The following is a 17,366-nucleotide window of genomic DNA, read 5'->3' as shown; positions in this document are numbered from 1 at the left end:
ATTTCCCAAATTAATACTCTCGTTATAATCTATAAAAATCAATAAATAATTCTATAATTAAAAAATGACTCGATTAATTCTAATTGCATTTATTTGTTTCACCTCCTCGCTTTTCGCTCAAGGCGAAACGCTCAATGTAGGGATTGAAAGTTTTGATCCCCCATTCGTCATGCAAGGAACCCGTAATGAAGCCTACGGCTTTGATGTTGATATGATGAACAGTTTATGCAAAATTATGAATAAGACGTGTGTCTTTCATGTGATGCGTTTTGATAGATTAATCGATGCAGTAATTAATAATAAATTAGATATTGCGATAAGCTCCATCACGATTACTAATGAACGCGCAAAAATAGTAAATTTCAGTCTACCCTATTTGCTCAGTTACTCCCGCTTTTTAGAAAAACAGTCGAATTCAAAAGAGACGTTCAGTCTAAATCTTTTAAACAGTAAAAAAATAGGATTAGAAACCGGTACCGTATTTTTAGATCAACTTAGGGAGATGGGTGTAAATAATCCCAATATTAAAGAATATTCCGGTATTGAGGATCAGCTTGCGGCCCTAAGTAGGGGTGACGTAGACATAATTCTACTAGATAATGCAACCGCCATTTATTGGGCATCTAACTCATCAGATGCATTTAAATTGATAGGACCACCCTACATGTATGGATCGGGTTATGGAATAGTCATTAATCCTGCTAAACCAAATTTATTAACCGAAGTAAACGAAGCCTTAGTCAAATTTCAAAATTCGGATGAATACAAACAAAATTATAATAAGTATTTGCTTGAATTCTAAACGATGGAAGCAGCGGTTTAGGGGCTGTGCTTGAATCCTGGATAGCGGCTGGATTTGAGCACAGGTCGTGCACGATGTGCCGAATACTGCTGCTTCGTAAACCGTGAAATTAATGGAGTGTTTGTCCTTGCGTCAAACAACGAGTAATAATTTGTCGGGTTATAAAATCCCCCTGACTCACTCCGTACATTGAATTAAAATGCTTTGCCAAAATGACCACCCAACCAGACAAACGAAAATTCATTTTTTTTTCGGCTTGATCCACAACTATTTCAAAAAGACCTAAGGTATCACTCTCGCGATCACTAGCATACTCCTCCATAATCACGCGGGCGGCTTGTAAATCTTTGTCTCTGGTAGGCCAGTTTTGATTCATATTATTCTCCCTAAAAAGCATGATTAGGATCTCTGTAATTTTGCTATCATATTGAGATAACTTCCAAATTACAAGAGCAAAAATAGGAGCATATTGTCTCATATTTTGACCAAATTTTCAAGATGCAAGACCTGTGCGGAGACATACTTTAGTTACATAACACGTGGAATGTTTTTTCAAGACAGAATATGATATACCTATTCCTTCAAATTAAAAAAATACTCTATGACTTATCATATTTTACCCTCGATTTTGTCTGCTGATCTCACTTGCCTAGGCAATGAAGTAGAATCCGTAATGAATGCAGGAGCTGATTTTATACATTTTGATGTTATGGACAATCATTACGTTCCTAATCTAACGTTTGGTCCTGCGTTCTGTGAGGCTTTGCTCAAACGTTTCCCTAAACTTCCCATTGATGTTCATCTCATGGTAGAACCTGTTGATGCATTAATTGAAGCATTTGCAAAAGCAGGTGCAAAACGAATTAGTATTCACCCCGATGCAACAATCCATTTGGATCGCAGCTTAAAGCTGATCAAAGATTTAGGATGTGAAGCAGGTCTTGTATTAAATCCAGCAACACCCATTGAGGTATTGACTTGGTGCGCTCATAAACTCGATTTTATATTAGTCATGACGGTAAATCCTGGCTTTGGAGGACAGAAAATCATCTCTGAAATTATTGATAAAATCCCTCAAATCCGCAAGCTCTACCCCCAAATTGATCTTTGTGTTGACGGTGGGGTAACCATAGAAAATATTGCAACTTTGGCACGTGCAGGAGCGAATCAATTTGTGGCCGGTGCTGCTGTATTCAACAGTAAGAATTATAAAGAAACAATTGACTCCATGCGAAAACAATTAGGGACTGTTTAAATTTTAATGTAAGAAAGGTTATGAAAAAAATTATTTTATTTTTATGTGGATTCATTAGTTCTCAAGCCTGTATTGCCCTCTCGGGAGAGGCGTACATGGAACGCTTTAATACTTATTTGTCGTTTAGCCAAAATCTTCCTACAACGACACCTAGTGCTTCTTTCTTGGATTTTATTAAAGGAACCGCCCCTTTATCCACAAAACTACGCGAAAAATGGTTGTATGAACTGGCAAAAAATAAGAATTGGATGGCCTTTAGTCAATACTATCAACCGTCTAATGATTTGAATCTGGTTTGTTATGAGCAAATCGCAAACTACAATACAGGCAAGCAGGAAGAAGCATTAAAAGCATCTATTCCACTCTGGCTAAGCGGTGATTCAAGGCCCCCTTCTTGCAACAGTTTATTTGACTTGCTTTTAAAAGATAATAACTTTGATCAAAACTTAATTACGCAACGAATCGTTCTGGCTTTGGATCGACGCAATATTCAACTGGCCCGATATTTATTGAAGCAATACAGAACACCCCATACATCTGAGTTAAATACTTTAAACCTCGTTTATCAAAACCCAGCAAACATTAGCAAGCTGAGTCCTGGTGGTTTAAATAGTGACCTTTACCTTTACGGCTTGAAGCGTATGGTTTCAATTAATATGAATAAAGCGTTGCTGTTGTGGCAGCAAAGCAAAACTCAAAAAATGCTTACCCAAGCACAAAAGCAAGCATTTTTAGCCCATGTAGCACTTTATAGAGCCATGCGCAATCATGACGATGCGCTGCAATGGTTCGCTAAAGTCAAACCTCAATATTACAACGATGTGTTACTCGATTGGCAAATACGTTTTGCATTAAAAAGAAAAGACTGGAAGCAAGTAACCATATTAATTAATGATTCGAAGAATAAAGATGAACCTTGTTGGCAATATTGGTTAGCACGATCTTTAGAAGAACAGGGAAAGAAAGCAGAGGCCAAAGCCATTTACGAACCTTTAGCCAGAAACAGGCAATATTATGGATTTCTTGCCAGTCTTCGCCTCAATAAAACACCCAGTTTTACCAATGAAACACCAACAACAAATCTGGACGTATTGAAACCCTATCAAACCTTCATTGATCAAATTCAAACCCTTTACATGACCAAACAAACGCTGCAAGCATCGCGCTTACTCAATGATTTCATTAGTGAGTTACCTAAAGACGAGGCAAGTGCATTAGTTTATTGGATTGATCAGAAACTGCAATGGCATGGTAAATCCGTTTATTTAAGTAGTAACGAAACCTTAAATAATCAACTTTCGTTAAGGTTTCCTTTGGCTTATAAAGACAGTATTTCACTCTATTCTAAAAAATATGCTGTTGCCCCTGAGTTTATTTATGCCATTATTCGTCAGGAAAGTGGGTTTAGAGATGATGCAACCTCTTCTGTAGGAGCTCGAGGATTAATGCAAGTCATGCCCTATACTGCTCGAGTTGTCTCAAGAGCAGATAAGATTCAGTATAACGATCAAAAACAATTATTTCTTTCCCAAAAGAACATTAACATCGGTGTTGCTTATTTAAAACAACTTGCAAAGCGATTCGGAAATCATCCCATACTGATTGCTGCAGCATACAATGCAGGCCCTAAACAAGTCGTTTATTGGTTAAGGACGCATCCGCCCAAGGAAATTGATGTATGGATAGAGACTCTACCTTGGCAAGAAACACGCAACTACCTAAAAAACGTAATGGCTTTTTATGTAGTTTACCAATACCGCCTGGGCCAAAAACCTAATTTAGGTAATTTCCTAGAGCCACTATAATTTATTCATGTCCTGAATCATCCCAAGGGCAATGAGCGATCTCCAGGTGGTAGCAGGGTTCTGACCATAGGAAATTGCTCATTGCACTTGAGATGGTGACAAAGAGCCTGCGTTCTCTGCACTGCTCCAAGGCTAAAAATATCGTCTACACCAACCACGACAGATAAAATTACACTCAATTTGTCCTATAATTATACAATACCGGCAAAAAGGTAATACAATTTATTTTTGTATTTCTAAGGGCGTTTTTTATGATAAAGACCACCTGTTCTATTAGTCTTTTAGGAACAATACTTATTTTAGCAGGATGCGCTCCAACTGCTTATGTAGTAGGTACATCAAATCCACCAGCCAATTACACTTTTACTCCTGGATATAATCCCCCGCAAGCGGCTTATCCCGATGTACCTTTAGATGCAAATACTTCAATAGATAGTCCTGCGATTGTCGAACAAGAAAATGCCATCAATGCCATGAATGACTCTATTGCCGCTACCCAACAGCAAAATGAAGCCGCTCAGCAACAGGCAATTCAACTACAACTCAATACAATGGCTATTCATCCGTGATCATTAGCCAAAGTTAAGTGCAGCGATCGATGAAAGCCAGTGGGTATTGCATGGGTTTGTTTATTAAATACATGCGCGGGAGAATTGACAGGAAATCTCAGGAATAAAATGTTCTTCTATTATTCCATTGAACTTTTGAATATCCTGAGCGGAAACTGCTGCTTCATTCAATAAATTCAACATCGTTTCTAATTCTTCTTTCTGGAACTCAACAATCAAAGGAAGATTGCTTAGTGCATCAATGACCTCATCTCGATTTAATATATTATTTTTTTGTCCGCAGATTATTTTAAAATTATGTTCATCTAACATAGAGGCGTGTTGTAACAGTTTCATAAAGTGAAATGCACCAGCCCCTAAATGACTTACTTCAAATAAGCACTCAGGATTGTGACAATTAATCAGTGATTCGCTCTTGAGTAACAAAATATTTTTAGCAAAGATATTGGCATTTTGAGGATTGTCCTCAATGATAGTAAAATAGTTAGGGAATAAGGCCTTTTCTGCAGCAAGCTTTTGAGCCCCTTCGTAAATTTTATCAATATGTTTTTCTTGTCTTAGAAGAATATCAACCACATCAGGGTAAAAGAGATTATTTTCTAATATTAAATCAAGCAAAGCGATCACTGTATCCATACGCTCAGCGGCAATTGAGACATCCTTAAGTTTATCCACTAAAATTGTAGGCGAATAAGCACGTTCTTGAAGCTTAATCAGCAATATTGAGATGTTGAGCGCTTGCTCAGGATAGGCTAGCAATAAATTAAAAGTATTTGAATCAAGCATCTCTAGAAGGGCCAAATCTCGTATGCTTTGTGTTATGGATACTTCAAATTTTGCAGCATTAAATAAAAGCGTTATTGGCAGAAATTCAAGTTTTATACGAACATCTTTTTTTATTAACTCTAATAAACTGACAACCCCACCAACTTGAGAAATATTTTCCTTAATCGTGCACTCAAGATCATCAGTCAAATCGATTTTAAATTCTTTAAGTGCCTTAAATAAAGAAATCAAACGATTACCAAAATTAGAATGTGCCTGAATCAGAGACACCATTCGAGTATTGTTTCCTAAATTTAATTTTTGCAGGCGGCTAATAAAGGGATCAGTAGGTGCTTCAGATACTGCAGGCGCCACAGGTACCACTGGGACCACGGGCACTAAGGGTGTCTCAGATATGGTATTGATTGCATTAGGCTTTAAGCTTGTAATCATTCTGTTGGTGCTGCTGTTTGTTCCAGCCATAACTGTCCCTTAATTGATCTCTAAGGGCATAAATATAACATAAATGACTGTCTTAAATCAATTTTGCTTTTTTTTACCAATGGAGTTTGCTGGTTAAATCATGCTTTTGAATCAGTTCAATTAATTCATTTTGATCATTATCCGAGCAGGGCTCTTTAGTAATTAAACTAAGCATGTGTTCTAATTCTCCCTTCTCGAACGCGGCGAATAAGGGAAGACCACATAAAGCCTCCATGACTTTATGCGTATTCAGTATGGAATGATGCTGACACACTTTTTTATAGTTCTCAGCGTTCAACATTCCTGATTGTTGCAGATGCGTCAAGAAGTGAAATGCACCAGCCCCCAATTTACTTGCAATTAAAAGATCTTCGGTTTTTTTATAATCGATAATTGAAAGGTTCTGCAGCAGCAAAATGATATTTGCAAGAATATTGGCATTTTTTGGATTTTTTCCAACGGCATCAAAATAACTTGATGAAAGTTTATTTGCTACAGCAAGTTTTTTTGCTCCCTCGCAAATTTTACTTATATATCCTTGCTGTCCTAATAAAATGTCGAGGCAGTCGAAATAATAGAGGTTGCTATTTAAAAGCAAAGTAAGTATCTCGATTACTGCATTCATGTTTGGGGCCGAGAATTGTCCCAACTTTTCAACTATTTTTTCAGTAGGATAGGCATGGGCTTGAAAATTAATAATTAAATCGGCAAGTAAGTAAGACTGCTCCGGATAAGAAAATATAAGTTTTAAAGTGGCTGCATCAAGTGATTTATGTTTGATAAGCTGGCGCATTCCATGTTTTAGTGTTGTTTCTGATTCTGCAACCTGAAACAAAAGTTCCAGTGGAATAATCGCAGTATCAATTCCTTTTTTGTGCATAAATTCTAATAGATTTACCACATAGCTGGCATTAGAAACATTATTTGCAATAATTTGATGGCGACTTTCGTCCAATGTAATGTCGCATTTTTTTAACACATTGAATAAGGAGGTCAATCGATTGAGATAGGGCAAATTTTCCTCAAGAGTTTGGATCATTCGTGGATCAGACTTCAAACCTAATTTATCGATACGTGCCATGATCTTACTTCTTGTCTCAGTTGTTTGATTGAACTTCATAAATGCCATTTGCCGCCTCACTTTCCTGTGTCATCTATCTGCTGTAAAAATTTTTATCTGTTATCTTTGAGTTTATCATCAAAAAAGATTCATCAAGGTCAAGATACTATCAAATAATTGGATTTAAAATACAGTAGGTATATCTAATATATACCATACACCCCTCGACATGATCAATTTGACATCAACGAAATCACTTAATGGTCACTTAATATTCTTTTTGTATAATCGCAATATTAAGTACATTGTGAGACTTAGTTTACAAATTAAATAATAAAATCACTTAATGGTAACTTAATATTCATTTTGTATAATCAAAAACCTTGGGCGACTTGTCACCTAAATACCCAAATATAATTTATAAGGATCTGGATTATATTTTTATTTTTTAAAAATTATTCTATGGGGAGATTCTTATGGGCGCAAATAGCGAAATTGTTAAAAGACAGATTGCAGATCTTAAGGATTACACAGATACCGTTGCAGCAGTTCATTTATTAAAAGAAGTTGTAACCAATGGAGCAGTGGTTACAGTAGGTTCAGCAAAAGAGATAATTGCTGTAGAAAACTCAAAAAAGGATCCTAAGATTGGAAATGTCGTAAAAGCGATTTTAGCGAAAGCAGGTAAGCCCGGAGAAGAAAGAAGTCAATGGATTCAAAAAGAAGACGGATTACATCTTGAAGCGGCCATTACTATTGGCGGCGCGGTTTATACAGTAGATTTTACTTATAATGGCATAAAAGAAGATCAACAAGAATACACTGTTAATATAACCAGCAAATTAAATGCAGAAGTGAGTCGAGGTAAATTATTTTTCGATCACGATCATTCAGCAACCGTTAAATTAACCTACGATAAAGAAGGTGATCTTCGTGCGGTGACTAATAAAGGGTTAGCTGTTGATACGAAATCTTTTGTTCCACATGCATATCAAAATGAAATATTAGCCAAATTTACTGACAGCCTAAGTGCAGGAAATGAACAACGTCTGGCAGTGATGGGTACCGGTTCAGGCAAGAGTATTGTAATGGCAGGTATTGCTCAAGCTGTTGGACGCACCGTAATGATTGTTCCTGATAAGACATTAGTGGATCAGCAATCTGGTGAAACCCAAAAAATGTTAGGTGCAGGAAAAGTCAATGGCATCTCGCATATTCCTACTGTTTTTACCTTAGAAACGATTAAATCAAAGGTAGATGTGTTTTGGGATGGTTTGAAGGACGATTTAAGTGATATGGAACAAGAGGATAAGTTAAAAATTAAGGAATATTTTGCTAAAGTGATTGCTGGTAGCGAACATTTTGATCAAATTGTTTTACAAGCGGAACATCCCTTGTTCAAGATCATTGCCAGCGAAATCAAAGATTCGATGGTGTTAATTGATGAAAGCCATCGTCATACCTTTAACGAAGAAGACACAAAAATTTTAGAAGGCTTAAAAGGGCGTAATTCCATTTTGGCATTAACAGCTACACCGACTTCCAAGTTGTACGATCTCTTTTCTGGTACTCCTTTGGATGATTTAAGTCTTGGTGCTGCAATTCAGTTAGGGACCATTCGTCCAATTAAACCGGAGGTGGCTTATTTGGAAGAAAAAGATTTGGTTGATCAAGCAGTAATTCATTACTTTGATGATTATTATCTCCAAGAGGGAATGAATGGTTATGTTGATCCAGTCGAATTAAAAGAACAGATCAAAAAAGCAAACAGTGGCATTGAAGACTCTGTTGCCCAACAACAAGCCATTGATCACGCTTTAGAATTGAACCGTATCCGTGCTCAACGCAACATGGGCTTTTCTGATGACAAAACAACACGTGACAAATTGGCGGAGACCTATCAGAAATTAGCGAATGGGGATGAAGCTACTCTTGAAAAATATCAAGCAAAAATAGCAGAACTCAGAAAAGAATCTGAAGCGCGAGCCAGGGTAGAATTGGCCAAAAGATTTGGGGCTGTGGATGAAGTAGCGGTGCGTGGTCAGGTTCCTTTACGTGAAGTGAATTTAAAAAATGATATCAGCAAAGAACAGCAGAAAGACATTCAAAGAACAATAAATAGTTTTGCTCTTGCATTGATCTTTAATGAAAAATTCACCGATATTGCTGAGAAAGACAGAACTCATAAACTCGAGGAATATCTAATAGAATGTGATGAGCATATCAAGAAATACAAAACAAAAGATGTAGAAATACCTCCTCCGTTTTTAAACAAGCTCAAAGTTTGTGAAGAAACAAATAGAGTAAAATTAAATGAAGCGTTGACAAAATTGGGAGCGCCTATTTCTAAATTGCCTCCTGAGCAAAAAGAAGCCATGGTCAAATTGATTTTGGATAGAGCAGAAGCAATGGTCGCTAAAATCAAGACATCACAACCTGTATCTGATGTGATTACAAAGGCTCCTGCTGTCGATTTAGCTGCATTAAAAGCAACGGAGAATTACGCCAGTGCAATTGATATGAAAACAAAACAGGATGTAATTGATGCACAGCTTGCACAAATTGAAGCAGGACTAAGAACGCATATCGTAGCAGATGAGGTGATTGCCACAGGGGTAAGTATTCGAGACATCCTGAACGTACAAGTGATTAATTCTAATTCACCAGTGATTGAATCAAATATCAATGCGATTAATGGAATTCTATCAGGACCTCAAGCAACGGGACGTTGTGTACGAAATAAAGATGTGGAGGCTCGTGCGCAACAGTATATTGATAAAAGATATGAAGGTACAGGTCTCATTCTGACTGTAGAAGATATAATTGATCCTAAAAATTCAGCTGAAAAAACAAGAGAAGTTATGCTGAACAGGGAGAAACAGGCTAAAAAAGAAGAACAAGCAGCTACTGTCATACAATCAGGGATAAGGACTTTTCTCGCTGTTAGAGACAGGCTATTCAAAGAATATAATCCCTTACATGAAAGGATTGAGAAACTCGAAAAAGACTTGGAAATAGTCAAAGCTCAGTTAAAGGAAATTGTTCAGCAGAGAAAACAATTAGAGTTAGCTAAAGCTGAGTATGAATTAGCGATTATACCAGGAAGAAAAGTAGGAGAACCGCTTCCAATGGAATATGCTAGAAATTCATCCTTTTATCTTCAATGGGTAAGATCAACTCTTTTGAGAGAAGAGTTAGGCATAGGAGATGTTCAAATTTTGGATCTTCCTTCTAATGATAAAGAGTTAAATAAAGATCTAAAAGAGGTACAAACACGTGAATTTATGCTTGAGAAAGCAGTTAAAAAAGGAACAATTGAACTGCAGAAATTGCTTGAAAAGGAAGAGCCTTTAGCAGAACGATTAGGAATAAAAACCACAGCGACATTCTAATGGATTAGTGATTCTTTGGTTTCATTACCCCCCGCCTCCGGGGGGGGGGTTATAATCATCTAAAATCAGATATGATTCCCAATTCAAGCCTCATTCATAATCGTTTACGACACTCGTCATCCTATGGAGTTTTACGAAGGATCTCCCAATATTTATCATACTCATGCCATATACTGGGGCTCCCACACTATGTTTGGGCTGATATATTGCAGCAAATGCTCACATTACTCATCCTTGATAATTAAGTAGATTAGAAGAACTAAAAAGGTAATGAATATTTGAAACGCTATGGTTAAAGATCCTCTTAACGAGGAAGACATCCATATGCCAAACCACTCACCGCAGATGGACATAAACACAACTTGCCAAGTTAAAAACCCCAAAGTGAGGCCCGCTACTGCCCAACTTTTAGTACCATTAAAAATCAGTGCACTTGCATGCCTCACTTTAAATAACTTCCAAGCACCTACTGCACAAAGCACCATGGTTAACGTTTCTAATCCAATGATAATAAGGTATGCTGCACGATGTACTGTGGGATTAGAAATAGCTCGATAACCAATTTGAGAGTCTGCAAAGAGGTCGTTCATCATCAACGTACGCTCTACCAGTACATAATTGTTTTTATAATCGGTAACATTACCCAAAACCACGAGAAAACAGTAAAAAGCAATTGCCAGAATACACATTATTTTTGATGTTCTTATCATCATGATCCTGTAGTATTCCTCACAAAACGTGACAACACATGATCGGTACGTACCGCAGATTCCCGCAATGCTTCATTTGGGCTTAAAAATCCTGCAAACATCGCCTCCAAAATTTCATCGTTAATCCCACGAATCTGATTCTGTGGACCAAAACGGGGTAAAGGTTTTTCTTGCAACGCCCCAGCTAAATCTGTTCGCGCCATCAATAAAGTGGGATGGTGGCTACTGTGCAAAATATCAGCATAAATACCGTTTAAACCTATAGGAAAATAACCTGTATGCTCATGCCAACGCTTTTGTATTTCGGGTTTGGTGATAAACGCAAAGAATTGGGCGATTCCTTTATAATGCTCTTTTGTTTGTCCCGCTACAGCCCATAATGCCGCACCACCAGCAACATTGGCATGTCTAACCTGACTCACCTCGGTATCCAAAGGCATGCTGGCAATTCCTAAACGGAAGGGAACTAAAGCAGACAAACTATTATAAGCCCCAGAAGATTGGCTAAACAAAGGACAAACACCACTTGTAAATAAAATAGTGGCATCATCGACCCTTCCGGCATAGCGAAAATAATGCAATAAATGCCAACGCTTCAAACGTGCGAAATGGCTCACTAATTGTGGGGTATTAAAAACAGCGCGCGCAGGATTATCTTGAGTCAGCGGCAACCCATGAATCGCTAAAAAAGACTCAAAAAGGACCCAGCCTGGATAAGCCGTTGTATAAGTACAATCATAGCCTGCTTTTTTTAATTTCTCAGCCAATACTTCCATCTCAGCCCATGTGCGTGGAAAGTTAGCTGGGGAGTAACCTACTTTAGCAAGAATATCTAGATTGTAATACAGCGTTGCGACGGAGAGATTAAAAGGCAACGCCATGAGTTGTCCCTCTTTACTGTAAAACTCACGAACAGATTGGATAAAGTCCTCTTTAGGCAAGCTTATCCCTTGTTCCTGCATCAGTTCATCTACCGGCTTGATGGTTCCTCTCGGGGATTCCATAATAGCCGTTCCCACTTCGAAAATTTGTACGATCGCCGGCGGATGATGTGCTCTGAATGCAGCAGCAAAACTCGTTAATGTCTCAACATAATTGCCCTTATAAACAGGCTTAATCAAGTATTCTTTTTGACTTTGATTAAAATCATCAGCAAGTAATCGGACCTCATCTCCTAAATGCCCGGCCATTGCATGCCAAAACACCAGTTCAATCCGCTTTGCCTGGGCAGATAGAGCAAAAAAAATGACAAATAAAAAAAGAATAATTTTTTTCATGCTAATAAGTCAGGATAATCACTAAAAACCGCATCAACACCCCAGCCAAATAACTTATGAGCCAAACGCTTGCGATTCACCGTATAAGCACAAAGAACATAGCCTGCTGCTTTAATTGCTTTAACACGTTCCTCAGTTAAAACCCTACGGTTAAAATGAATGGAAAAACAGTCTAATTGCTTTGCTTTTTGCAACCATTGTTCGTCCCAAGCATGCAGGAGTAAACCTAATGGCATTTCTGGAGCAATACTTCGACATAAAACTAAAGCATCCCAAGAAAAACTCGAAACTAAAGGTAGCTCTTTTCCCTGTGGCCAATAACGTTGAATGTGGCTCATCACCGCGACTGCAGTTTGTTCCTCGCTACCAGGATAAGGTTTGATTTCTATATTTGCCTGTACACCTGAAAAAGACAACCACTTCAATACCTCTTTAAAATGAGGAATATGCTCGCCTTTAAATTGGCGGGAAAACCAAGAGCCCGCATCCAAAGAGTGCAAATAGGCTGACTCCACTAAGCCTACATCACCACGTCCATTTGTTGTTCTTTTTAAATTATCATCATGAATTACAAAAGGTTCTCCATCAACACTGCACATGACATCAAATTCAATGAAATGACATCCTAAAGTCAGCGCCTTGTCGAATGAAGCTAATGTATTTTCAGGGGCATAAGCGGATGCGCCTCGGTGCCCAATAATTTTTTCAACAACCAACAAAATTTATTCCCCTTTTTGTAAAATGTAATGTCCCCCCATAGGGAGGAGGTGCCGCTCAGGGCGGATGAGGATGAGGTCGAAAATCCCTCATCCCTACCCCTCTTTTATTAATGGGAGAGGGGAATTTCATGAATAAATTACTTTGTAATGGGTTTACGATTCGAAGCAACCTCAACGAGCGCCGTTAGAATTAATTCATTACTTACCGTTAAAGCGGGAGCCGCAGCAGATGCTTCGCCCACCATCATGGTATTCATTGCTTTTGCCTGCAGAGGTCTTGGCTGCGATGGATTACTTCCTTCAACAAAAACCAAATTGCTTACACTGTAATTTTGGTTTGGGTATTCCTTATTAATACGAGCCAATTCATCATTCACCTGCTGATACAACCGTTGTCGAATTTGACTTAAAACAGCCTGGGTTTCATCAAAACTCGGTTTAAAATCTACACTGGATATTTCATATTTGGCACCCGGCAAACTGACATCCTTGGCATTTTTATAAATCTCGGTTAATGCTTCCTGATTGACTCGCGCTTGTGCTTGCACATAGAGCTTTTCAAGTCCTGAACTATCTTGAGAACGGTCAAATTCAATTAAATGCCAATCCCCTTTCGCGATTTTATTTAATCGTTCCATGATATCAGCACGTGCTTTCACTAAATCAGCACTGGTCAATGTCACATTAATACTCACACCTAATAAAGCAGTTTGCGTTGTAACCCACTGTTTTGCGGAAAGTTGAAAATCAATTTTATCAAGAACCAATTGAGGTTGCGGTGGAGGAGGCGGTGGTAAAACATCTTCAGCAAAAGCAAGCGGTGTGATAACCAATAAAACCAGGATTCTGGTGACGATTTGGCGCATAACCCTCTCCGATCTGATGAATAATCAAATTAGTGTATACCAGCATGCCTTAAGATACCAAATTATTAACTGCATCTAGGAACTTTAAAATAATAAGGCGTATTGACAACTCATCCCCTCCCCGCCTACATGCCGCGACTTGTTCGCGGCATCCAAGCGAACGAGTCGCAGCACATAAGGGATAAATTGTCAACACGCCTTATGTTTTGGCAATTTATTCTTTTTGTCTTGGATGTTTTGATGAGAAGGAAGAGCCACTTTCTATTGCGAATTGTTAAAAACTTCCGGAGCGAGAAAAGCAATAAGATAAAAAGAGCATTTTAGAGTTTCTTGGGGTATACCATTGATTTAATCAAAAAATAGGAATATAACTTCTGCAACTATTTGCAAGAGGAGCATTAACAATGATTTCTGTCGACAATATATCAAATACTAACCAAATAGCAACCGAAGATGATTTCCTCGATTACGCTCTCTCTCATGATTTTGGTGACTTGCACTTTAAAGTAGATCCTAAGACTGGAATGAAAGCAATAATCGCCATCCACAATACCAAATTGGGTCCCGCTTTAGGTGGTTGTCGTTTCATTGAATACCCAAATACTTATGCAGCGATTCAAGATGCCATGCGTCTTGCCCGAGGAATGAGCTTTAAAGCAGCATCAGTCAACTTACCCTTGGGAGGCGGTAAATCAGTTATCATTAAACCCAAAGGTCCATTTGATCGTGCCCAATATATGCATCAATTTGGTCGATTCGTTAATGAATTAAACGGTCGCTACATTACTGCTCTTGATAGCGGAACTGAATTACCTGATATGGACATCATTGCAGAACACACACCCTACGTAGCCAGTTTATCCAAATATGATGGAGACCCTTCACCTTCTACTGCCAGAGGGATTCTACGTGGCATTGAAGCAGCTGTTGCATTTAAACTGGGGAAAGAAAGCCTGCAAGGAATTCATGTGGCCATCCAGGGTTTAGGCCATGTTGGATTTTTGCTCGCTAAACATTTACATGAATTAGGGGCGACATTGACAGTGGCGGATGTTTCTCCAGCAGCAGTCGATCGCGCAGTGACCCAATTTGGAGCTAAATCGGTAAGTACTGATCAAATTCATAAAGTTCCCTGTGACGTTTTTGCTCCTTGTGCTTTGGGTGCAATTATCAATGACATTACCATTTCTCAATTGCAAACAACGATTGTTGCAGGTGCGGCAAATAACCAGTTGGCGCATACCTATCATGGTAATAAATTACATGATAAAGGCATTTTATTTGCAGTGGACTACGTCATTAATGCTGGAGGATTAATTTTTGCAGCATCTAAATATCTCCATACTCCAGAAGAACAAGTTAACGAACAAATCGATGCGATTTATACCCATTTAACTGAAATTTTTGTGCGATCTGCTCAAGAAAATTTACCTACGAGTGAAATCGCAGATAATTTGGCAAAAGAGAAGTTATCCTAGGGCTTACGTCATCCCGAATGCGACGAGGAATCTCCATGCTGTAGCATAGTGTTATGACAGGAGATTCCTGCACTCGACGGAGTAGTAGATGAGCATTGGAAACTTTCATTGCCATTTTGGCCCAAATAATAGAACTTAGGACTCTATGAAACATTTAAACCTGACTTCCGAACTTTATGAATACATGCTGGACAAGTCTTTGCGCGAGCATCCATCCCTAACTGGTCTACGCAAATTGACCTCCACTATGGAGCTGGCGAACATGCAAGTTGCGCCGGAACAAGCACAATTTATGCAGTTGCTCCTACGTTTGCTCCGTGCCAAAAATGTTTTGGAGTTAGGAACATTTACGGGGTATAGTGCCTTAGCCATGTCCTTGGTTTTGCCTGATGATGGAAAGCTCATTACCTGTGATATCAATTCCGAGTGGACAAGCAAGGCTCATCCCTTCTGGAAAGAAGCACAGCAAGACCATAAAATTGAATTAAGACTTGGCCGTGCATTAGATACTTTACATAACCTCCTCAATGAAGGCTGGGAACAAAAGTTCGATTTCATTTTTATTGATGCCGATAAAACCAATTATGTGCATTACTATGAATTGGCATTAAAACTGATTCAACCCAAAGGGTTAATCGCAATAGATAATATTTTCTGGGATGGTAAAGTAATTGATGAAAATGAACTAGGCGGACAAACCAGAGAAATTAGAAAACTGAATGATCTGATTAAAAACGATGAACGCGTGTTTGTTAGTTTGTTACCTATAGCAGATGGATTATTTTTAGTACAACCATCTTAGAGACAACATGTAGCTAGGAATCCCCTCCCCTAGTGGAAGAGGGGGAGAGATGAGGAGTCATGAACCCAATCAATACCCTCATCGGCCCTAACGGGTACCTTCTCTTTGGTCTTCGTGATTCCGAGCATAGCGAAGGATCTCCCCATTTTAGAACAGTGTTCACCCTGGAGAGAGCCCTGCTTGCACTCAGGTTGACGGGCAGGGAAAAGGGTAAATTCCTGAAGTAAATGACAGTGGCCACGAGCCAGGCAAGGTAATCTTACTTTACCTATCTCCTATAGAGAAAGGAGTTTTTAAGTACCGAATCATTTTAAAGGAGTAATCAACAATGCAAACAAATAACAACCCCTGTGGATTAGATGGTTTTGCTTTCTTAGAGTTTTCAGGTCCCGATAAAAAACACCTGCATCAACAGTTCATAGATATGGGTTTCCAAGCTACCGCGCATCATAAAAACCAGGACATCACCTTATTTCAACAAGGCGAGATTCAATTTATTGTCAATGCAGCAACAAATTGCCAAGCAGAAGAACATGCCAAAACTCATGGAGCGGGTGCTTGCGCCATGGGATTTAAAGTAAAGAATGCCAAGGAAGCATTCGAATATGCACTCAAACATGGAGCCAAAGCATTTGAAGATTGCACTCACGCGCATCATGGTTTACCAGGTATCCAAGCTATAGGTGGTAGTGTCATTTATTTTGTTGACGATCAACATCAACCCTTCTCAACGCATTGGGAAAATCAAGCTAATAAAAAAGTAAACGGTAATGGCTTAGTACTCATTGATCATTTAACCCATAATGTCTTTCGTGGCAATATGGATAAATGGGCTGAGTTCTATGGAGCCATTTTTAACTTCCAGGAAATTCGTTATTTTAATATTAAAGGGAAGATGACCGGATTATTAAGTCGTGCTCTAGGTAGTCCTTGTGGAAAAATAAAAATTCCTTTGAATGAATCTAAAGATGATTTATCGCAGATTGAAGAATTTCTACATGATTACAAAGGTGAAGGCATCCAACATATCGCATTATCTACTGACAACATTTACCATACGGTGCATACATTAAGAGAACAAGGGGTTAAATTTCTTGATGTTCCAGATACCTACTATGAAATGTTGCATGATCGCCTTCCTTGGCATCAAGAGTCAGTGAGTCAACTTCAAGAAGAGAAAATCCTGATTGATGGTGAAAGCGATCCCAAACATGGTTTATTGCTGCAAATCTTTACTGAAAATATCTTTGGCCCGGTGTTTTTTGAAATCATTCAACGCAAAGGAAATCAAGGATTTGGTGAAGGTAACTTTCAAGCATTATTTGAGGCGATTGAAAGAGATCAGATCAAACGTGGAACTTTGAAAGAAAAATCCGCCTAAGA

The 17,366-nt window shown here is 38.5% G+C and carries 15 protein-coding genes; 8 read left to right on the top strand and 7 right to left on the bottom strand.

The genetic code is table 11. The annotated features are described in order from the left end of the window. Window positions 1-64 precede the first annotated feature (64 nt). Window positions 65-802 (top strand): transporter substrate-binding domain-containing protein, encoded by a 738-nt coding sequence (locus tag OQJ26_RS13405; RefSeq protein WP_265704264.1) that lies wholly within the window; start codon window positions 65-67, stop codon window positions 800-802. Between the two features lie 109 nt (window positions 803-911). Here OQJ26_RS13405 and OQJ26_RS13400 read toward each other — a convergent pair whose 3' ends face one another. Beyond that, a complete protein-coding gene (locus OQJ26_RS13400) occupies window positions 912-1,178 on the bottom strand; it encodes a hypothetical protein (RefSeq protein ID WP_265704263.1) in 267 nt (88 codons plus the stop codon). Window positions 1,179-1,403: 225 nt separating this feature from the next. Here OQJ26_RS13400 and rpe point away from each other — a divergent pair, with 225 nt between their 5' ends. From rpe to OQJ26_RS13385, 3 genes are all read left to right on the top strand, one after another. Beyond that, window positions 1,404-2,057 (top strand): ribulose-phosphate 3-epimerase, encoded by a 654-nt coding sequence (rpe, locus tag OQJ26_RS13395; protein ID WP_265704262.1) that lies wholly within the window; start codon window positions 1,404-1,406, stop codon window positions 2,055-2,057. Between the two features lie 20 nt (window positions 2,058-2,077). Then, window positions 2,078-3,862: a transglycosylase SLT domain-containing protein gene (locus tag OQJ26_RS13390; RefSeq protein ID WP_265704261.1), complete on the top strand. Its 1,785-nt coding sequence runs from the start codon at window positions 2,078-2,080 to the stop codon at window positions 3,860-3,862. 251 nt (window positions 3,863-4,113) lie between these two features. Further along, the gene (locus tag OQJ26_RS13385; protein ID WP_265704260.1) at window positions 4,114-4,431 is read left to right on the top strand and encodes a hypothetical protein; all 318 of its coding nucleotides are present in this window, start codon (window positions 4,114-4,116) and stop codon (window positions 4,429-4,431) included. 63 nt (window positions 4,432-4,494) lie between these two features. On the opposite strand, the gene OQJ26_RS13380 is transcribed toward OQJ26_RS13385, so the two are convergent. Both OQJ26_RS13380 and OQJ26_RS13375 read right to left on the bottom strand, forming a co-directional pair. Beyond that, entirely contained in the window at window positions 4,495-5,679 is a 1,185-nt protein-coding gene (locus OQJ26_RS13380; protein ID WP_265704259.1) for a hypothetical protein, read from the bottom strand. Between the two features lie 73 nt (window positions 5,680-5,752). Beyond that, window positions 5,753-6,808, bottom strand: coding sequence for a hypothetical protein (locus OQJ26_RS13375; RefSeq protein WP_265704258.1), 1,056 nt, complete (start codon window positions 6,806-6,808; stop codon window positions 5,753-5,755). Between the two features lie 407 nt (window positions 6,809-7,215). Between OQJ26_RS13375 and OQJ26_RS13370 the strand changes: the two genes are divergently transcribed. Continuing rightward, complete coding sequence (locus OQJ26_RS13370) at window positions 7,216-10,131, top strand: DEAD/DEAH box helicase family protein (RefSeq protein ID WP_265704257.1); 2,916 nt, start codon at window positions 7,216-7,218, stop codon at window positions 10,129-10,131. Window positions 10,132-10,355: 224 nt separating this feature from the next. Here OQJ26_RS13370 and OQJ26_RS13365 read toward each other — a convergent pair whose 3' ends face one another. The 4 genes from OQJ26_RS13365 to OQJ26_RS13350 form a co-directional block, all read right to left on the bottom strand. Next, window positions 10,356-10,844 (bottom strand): DUF2165 family protein, encoded by a 489-nt coding sequence (locus tag OQJ26_RS13365; protein WP_265704256.1) that lies wholly within the window; start codon window positions 10,842-10,844, stop codon window positions 10,356-10,358. Further along, window positions 10,841-12,118: an extracellular solute-binding protein gene (locus tag OQJ26_RS13360; RefSeq protein ID WP_265704255.1), complete on the bottom strand. Its 1,278-nt coding sequence runs from the start codon at window positions 12,116-12,118 to the stop codon at window positions 10,841-10,843. The genes OQJ26_RS13365 and OQJ26_RS13360 overlap by 4 nt, the downstream gene beginning before the upstream one ends. Then, a complete protein-coding gene (gene ugpQ, locus OQJ26_RS13355; protein WP_265704348.1) occupies window positions 12,115-12,834 on the bottom strand; it encodes a glycerophosphodiester phosphodiesterase in 720 nt (239 codons plus the stop codon). Before ugpQ ends, OQJ26_RS13360 begins: the two co-directional genes overlap by 4 nt. Before the next feature lie 140 nt (window positions 12,835-12,974). Next, complete coding sequence (locus OQJ26_RS13350; RefSeq protein ID WP_265704254.1) at window positions 12,975-13,703, bottom strand: hypothetical protein; 729 nt, start codon at window positions 13,701-13,703, stop codon at window positions 12,975-12,977. Between the two features lie 404 nt (window positions 13,704-14,107). On the opposite strand from OQJ26_RS13350, the gene OQJ26_RS13345 reads away from it, so the two are divergent. The 3 genes from OQJ26_RS13345 to hppD all read left to right on the top strand — a co-directional run bounded on the left by OQJ26_RS13345 (window position 14,108) and on the right by hppD (window position 17,364). After that, on the top strand, window positions 14,108-15,181 hold the full coding sequence (locus tag OQJ26_RS13345) for a Leu/Phe/Val dehydrogenase (protein ID WP_265704253.1): 1,074 nt from the start codon (window positions 14,108-14,110) through the stop codon (window positions 15,179-15,181). A 145-nt stretch (window positions 15,182-15,326) separates the two neighbouring features. Beyond that, the gene (locus OQJ26_RS13340; RefSeq protein ID WP_265704252.1) at window positions 15,327-15,983 is read left to right on the top strand and encodes an O-methyltransferase; all 657 of its coding nucleotides are present in this window, start codon (window positions 15,327-15,329) and stop codon (window positions 15,981-15,983) included. A gap of 328 nt (window positions 15,984-16,311) precedes the next feature. After that, the gene (gene hppD, locus OQJ26_RS13335; RefSeq protein WP_265704251.1) at window positions 16,312-17,364 is read left to right on the top strand and encodes a 4-hydroxyphenylpyruvate dioxygenase; all 1,053 of its coding nucleotides are present in this window, start codon (window positions 16,312-16,314) and stop codon (window positions 17,362-17,364) included. The last annotated feature ends 2 nt before the right edge of the window (window positions 17,365-17,366 follow it).

The organism is Legionella sheltonii (assembly GCF_026191355.1).
In the GTDB taxonomy this organism is placed as follows: Bacteria; Pseudomonadota; Gammaproteobacteria; order Legionellales; family Legionellaceae; genus Legionella; species Legionella sheltonii.
This window is presented reverse-complemented; position numbering and strand designations above follow the sequence as displayed.